The sequence below is a fragment of the Mesorhizobium sp. CNPSo 4661 genome (assembly GCF_057784215.1).
In genome coordinates, this window is sequence record NZ_JBWGIO010000064.1 from 1 (window position 1) to 3,161 (window position 3,161).

General features: G+C 65.0%; 2 protein-coding genes and 2 pseudogenes. All 4 read right to left on the reverse strand.

Features of this window, described 5'->3' with window-relative positions; translation table 11 throughout:
- Nucleotides 1–66: 66 nt before the first annotated feature.
- A pseudogene (locus AC0YKC_RS33870) lies at nucleotides 67–576 on the reverse strand (UPF0149 family protein); the annotation flags it as partial.
- A gap of 73 nt (nucleotides 577–649) precedes the next feature.
- A pseudogene (gene tnpC, locus AC0YKC_RS33875) lies at nucleotides 650–2,225 on the reverse strand (IS66 family transposase).
- 48 nt (nucleotides 2,226–2,273) lie between these two features.
- Nucleotides 2,274–2,627: an IS66 family insertion sequence element accessory protein TnpB gene (gene tnpB / locus AC0YKC_RS33880; protein WP_488514226.1), complete on the reverse strand. Its 354-nt coding sequence runs from the start codon at nucleotides 2,625–2,627 to the stop codon at nucleotides 2,274–2,276.
- The gene (gene tnpA, locus AC0YKC_RS33885; RefSeq protein WP_488514227.1) at nucleotides 2,624–3,079 is read right to left on the reverse strand and encodes an IS66-like element accessory protein TnpA; all 456 of its coding nucleotides are present in this window, start codon (nucleotides 3,077–3,079) and stop codon (nucleotides 2,624–2,626) included. The genes tnpB and tnpA overlap by 4 nt, the downstream gene beginning before the upstream one ends.
- Nucleotides 3,080–3,161 lie beyond the last annotated feature (82 nt).

Below are 3,161 nucleotides of genomic sequence, written 5' to 3' on the forward strand. Positions count from 1 at the left end.
CGTAAGCGTCACGAGCACCGCACCACTATCCTTGCTTGACAGAAGCAGGATGCAGATGCGGGCCGCTTTGACTCGCTTGGGCATGAAGTACGAGCGGATGGCGACGACGGCCCTGGCGATGGCAGCGACGCCTTCGTCGTCGAGCCGGGAGTTCAGCCCTGTCGTGTCCTGGATTGGGGCGATGATGTCGCCGGTTTTGGCATGGCCGTGGGGAACGGGGCGCCAGAGCCTTGGGGCGTAGCCGGTGGCGAGCAGGAAGGCCGTCGACCATTCGAAGGCGTCGAACGTGCCGTCCTCCCGCCGCGCAAAGCGCGGGCGCCAGGCCCCCGGCGTTTCGGCAAGCCCGGTCGAGATGCGATTGTAGTTGGCAACCAGCGTCTGAACGGCGAGCGCCTCGGTCGTGCCTTCGAGCGCCATCAGCGCTTGCTCGCCTGCAAACAAGTCAATCCATTGGCGCGGGTCGATAAAGCGCGGACCGATGATGAGCGCCGTCAGATAGCCGTCGAACCCATCCATGCCGAAGACCGGCGGATGCGGCCGCCGCTTGTGCAAGAACGTCTCGAAGGCCGCATCGTCATCGGGCGCGAAGGCGGAACCGAGGAAGCCGCGGCGGGCCGAGCGGCGACGGGCCCTTTTGACCGACGTCTGATCATGCCGCCATGGTCTCCAGTTGGCCCGGTGCTTCCCGGTCTGCCTTCCAATTCCACGGCAACAGCGCGTCGAGCCGATTGACCGGAATGGCCCCCGAGACGATCTGCTCGAGCACGTCGGCGAGCCAGGTTTCGGGATCGAGACCATTGAGCTTTGCCGAGTTGACCAGTGATGCCAGCACCGCCCATGTCTCGCCACCGCGGACGGATCCGGCAAAAAGGCTATTCTTCCTCGTCAGACAGACCGGCTTGAGCGAACGCTCGACAACGTTGCTATCGACTTCGATCCGTCCGTCCGCGAGGAAGGCTGTCAGCCCATGCCAATGCGCCAGCGTGTAGGCGACGGCCTTGCCGAGCGACGACTTGGCCGAGACCTCATCGATCAGCGTCTCCAGCCGCTCCTTCAGTGCCGCCATGAGCGGAGCGCTCTCGGCCTTGCGCACCGACAGGCGCTGCTCGGCGCTCATGCCGCGAATGCATTCCTCGATCCGGTAGATCTCGGCAATAGCGGCGACCACCGCCAGCGCCTCGCTCGAGCCCGTCGTCTTGACCACCTCGACGAACTTGCGCCGAGCATGGGCCAGACAAAAGGCAAGCTGCAAGGGCGCGGCATTGCTCTTGCGCCGCCGCTTCGCCAGGCTCTTGTAGGCGGCATAGCCATCGACCTGGAGAATGCCGTCGAATGTTGAAAGCTGTGCCTCGATCTCTCCGGTTCCCCGGCTTTCTGCAAACACATAGCCGACTGCCGGCGGTGCCGGCCCCTGCCAGGGACGATCATCGACGGCCTGCGCCCACAACTGGCAGACTTTCGTGCGCTTGCGTCCCGGATCAAGTCGCGGCAGCGGCGTTTCGTCACAAAACACCCGCGGCTGCGAGCGGATGAAGGCAAGCAGGCGACCGTAAAGCGGCCGCAGCCACCAGGCGGCCCGTCCGACCCAGCCGCCGAGCGTGCCCCGGTCGAGATGGATGCCGTAACCCCGAGAAGATCTGCGACTGCCGATAGAGCGGAAGATGCCAGGCGAACTTGGCGACGACCACATGCGCCACCAGCGCCGTCGTTGCCATGCCGCCGTCCATTACCCGCGCTCGCGCCGGCGCCTGGACGACATGGGCCTCGCAGGACCGGCAGGCGTATTTGGGCCGGATCGTGCGGATCACGCGCAGAAGTGCCGGAACGATATCGAGGGCCTCACTGACATCCTCGCCGATGTGATGGAGGGGAAGTCCGCAACAGGAGCAGATCGTGCTCTGCGGCTCGATCACGTCCTCGCAGCGCGGCAGATGCTTCGGCAGGGCACCGATGTTGCGCGATGCCGACCGGTGCTTGCGTCGCGGCCGATCCTCGTTTTCGGCGCTATCGTCATTGGCCGCGGCCGGCACCTCGCAGAGGTCACCGAGATCGAGCGCGATCTGCGTCGGATCGAGCACGGCCAGCTTCTCCGATTTTACCCCGAAGATCATCTGCCGAAGCAGATCGGCATAGACGCGCAGCTCTGCGTTCTCGGCTTTAAGAGCCAGAACCATTCTCTGCAGATCGGCAGGATCCGATGGCAACGAATCAGGGCGGGGCGACATGATCAACCCTACCAGGCGACCCCGAATCTTCAAGCAAATCCAGCCACTTCACGCCGCTCTGACCGGTCTTTTGACGTGTTTCTTCGCCACCCTCGTCCAGTCGAGGCCGGCCACCAGAAGGGCGAACTCATCGCGCGTCAGCCGGACCTGGCCGCCGCGGATCGGCGGCCAGGTGAAGCGCCCGGATTCGAGCCATTTCGAGACCAGAACCATGCCGCTTCCGTCCCAAAAAAGAAGGCGCAATCTGTCGCCGCGCTTGGGACGGAAGACAAAGACGTCGCCGCAATAGGGATCGGCTGCAAGAGCCGAGGCGACCAGTGCAACGAGGCCATTGATGCCGCGGCGGAAGTCGACCGGCTGCGTCGCCACCACCACCTTCACGTCACCGGCTGGCGCAATCACCGCCGCACACGCAAGGCACCCACGACGGCAGCCGCCAGGGCCGGATCGACCGAGCCCGTCAGGACAAGGCGGCTTTCGCCGATCTCCAGCTCGATCCGACCGGTCGACGGGGGCGCCTCCTTCTTCCGTTCGTCACTATGCGCGAGCTGCCGCTCCTCGCCCGCGATCGTGATCGGCACGAACTGCAGGGCTGGCGTCGTCTCCGGCGCCGCTTTCGCCTGCAGCAGCCCCACTTGCCGTCGCCAGACCGAAAGAAGACCGCGATCGATCCCCCACCGCCGCGCGACAGCCGAGATGTTGGCGCCCGGCTCCGCGCTTTCCGCTACAATCCGCGCCTTCTCCGCCGGCGTCCAGTTGCGCCGTTTCCGCCGGCCTGTGATCACCTCCACCCGGCGATAATCACTGTCTTCATGCCTGTCTTGAAGACTGGCATCAGCGTCGTCCCGGTCCATCCACCCGCGCTCCTCGCAAGTCAGGTGGCAAATCTCGCTAATGCATAGCCCCCAGGCAAGATGGGGTGATCGTGACGCTCAC

Excerpts from the sequence above, each read along its gene's own strand:
- tnpA (WP_488514227.1), bottom strand. The coding sequence starts at position 3,079 with ATGGACCGGGACGACGCTGATGCCAGTCTTCAAGACAGGCATGAAGAC.